Origin of the sequence: Eubacterium sp. AF22-8LB, assembly GCF_003458715.1 — a bacterium.
GTDB lineage: Bacteria > Bacillota_I > Bacilli_A > Erysipelotrichales > Erysipelotrichaceae > Holdemanella.
In genome coordinates this window covers 1-2103 of the sequence record NZ_QRVI01000055.1, presented here as the reverse complement: position 1 = coordinate 2103, position 2103 = coordinate 1, and the positions used below count along the sequence as shown (strand labels likewise).

The 2103-nt window shown below is 34.5% G+C and carries 2 protein-coding genes; both read left to right on the top strand.

The window, feature by feature from the left end:
• Positions 1-131 precede the first annotated feature (131 nt).
• The gene (locus DWY01_RS11335; protein ID WP_117996211.1) at positions 132-1289 is read left to right on the top strand and encodes a M20 family metallopeptidase; all 1158 of its coding nucleotides are present in this window, start codon (positions 132-134) and stop codon (positions 1287-1289) included.
• 127 nt (positions 1290-1416) lie between these two features.
• Positions 1417-2061, top strand: coding sequence for an HAD family phosphatase (locus DWY01_RS11330; protein ID WP_117996210.1), 645 nt, complete (start codon positions 1417-1419; stop codon positions 2059-2061).
• Positions 2062-2103: the final 42 nt, after the last annotated feature.

The window sequence follows — 2103 nt, the reverse complement described above, 5'->3', positions numbered from 1 at the left end:
CTAAAATTGACCCCAAATTAGACCCCAAAAATAATGACCCCAATTAAAATTGGTTACCCTTTTTCTTTTGTAAAAACTTTTCAAATATCTGAAAATGCGGTATGATGTTTTCACAAACGGAGGTATTTAGAATGGATTATAAAGGAAAAATTGAAGCATCTATTCAAGAACATTTAGATGCATATATGGATATTGTAAAAACGCTTTATGATAATCCGGAAACAGGGTTTCAGGAATATGAAACACAAAAGGTTTTAGTGAAATATTTAAAGGATGCGGGCTTTGATGTAAAGGCTGGTGTTGTAATCGATACGGATTTTGTGGCTGAATACAAATCATGCAAAGAAGGTCCAACAATTGCATTTATGTGTGAATATGATGCATTACCAGAAGTAGGACATGGATGTGGACATAATTTAATTGCAGGAATTGGTATTGCAGCAGGTGAAGCTTTAAAGAGCGTTGTTGATGAAGTAGGTGGAACTGTTCGTGTCGTAGGTACGCCTGGTGAAGAAAACTTTGGTGGAAAAGTGAAAATGAGTGAAGCTGGTGTGTTTAATGATGTAGATGCAGCTTTAATGGTTCATCCGAGCACAGAAAATGGTGTAGGTTCTAGATCGTTAGCAATTTTACCAATTAAATATGAATTCTTTGGTAAGAATGCACATGGATGCCATCCACAAGATGGACATAGTGCATTGGATGCTGCTATTAGCACATATACACAAATTTCAATGTTACGCCAATTTGTTACTCCAGGATCATATATTCACGGAATTATTCGTGATGGTGGATTAGCTGCCAATGTAATTCCTGCGTATGCGAGCATGGAATATTATTTTAGAGCTACTACAATGGCATATTGTAAAGAAATTGCAGCTCGTGCAGAGGATTGTGTAAAAGGATCTTGTATTGCGAGTCAAACAACTTACAAAACAAGCATGTATGAATGTCCTTATGAGGATACAAAAATTAACTATACGCTAGCTGATATGCTGACAGAAAAATATAAAGAATTAGGTGTAGAGGAAGTGAATCCAGTTGATGAAGTACCATGTGGTTCTACGGATGTGGGAAGTGTAAGTTATGTTTGTCCTACAATTCAAGGTACTATCAAAATTGCGGATTGTTCAGTGGTTGGACATTCAAAAGAAATGGCTGCCGCAACAATTAGTAAGGATGGAAAAGCTGGATTAGTAACAGCGGCTACAGCTATTGCGTTGGTTGCGTTGGATTTAATTGTTAAACCAGAAATGTTAGAAAAAGCTAAAAAAGAATTTAATCAATAAATATTAAAGCTGGTTTCTTTGTAGAAATCAGTTTTTAATTTGCATAAATTAGTGATCTAAACATTATTTATTGACAAAATGTACAAGTAAATTAAAATCAAATATAGAACATATTTGGAGGTAATTAATGAAAGCTGCAATTTTTGATATGGATGGATTATTATTTGATTCAGAATTGATTTTTGATCGTGCATGGCAAATGAATGCCGATAATCATGGGTTTGTATTGGATCCTAAGATGCAAGAAGAATTAAGAGGCTGTTCAGGCGTTGTAATGAGAAATATTGTTAACCGGTATTTACCTAATCAAGATGCATTTGTTTTACAAAAGGAATTATTTGAGAATGCATTGTCTTTGGAAAGAGAATATGTTCCTATGAAGCCTGGTGTTTTTGAGATACTGGATTATTTTAAAAGTGAAGATTTTAAATTGGCTGTTGCGAGTAGTTCTCCACAAGATATGATTGAGAATAATTTAAGGGTGTCAAGACTTGAAACTTATTTTGATGTAATTGTGAATGGTTCAGAAGTGTCTAAGGGTAAACCCAATCCAGATATATTCTTACTAGCAAGTGAAAGGGTTGGGGTTTGTCCAGAGGAATGCTATGTTTTTGAAGATGCTAGAGCGGGGGTAGCGGCAGGAGTTGCTGCAGGATGCAAAACAATCATGATTCCGGATTTAGTAAAACCGACTATAATAGAAAAAGAAACTGCATATGGAATATATGATGATTTGAATTTGGCTTTAGAGGATATAAAGAAAAAACGTTAGTAAGTGGCTTTTAAAAAGTCACTTATTATTTTTAATAAAATG

Coding starts and splice junctions, on each gene's coding strand:
- DWY01_RS11330 (WP_117996210.1), top strand. CDS start 1,417: ATGAAAGCTGCAATTTTTGATATGGATGGATTATTATTTGATTCAGAA.
- DWY01_RS11335 (WP_117996211.1), top strand. CDS start 132: ATGGATTATAAAGGAAAAATTGAAGCATCTATTCAAGAACATTTAGAT.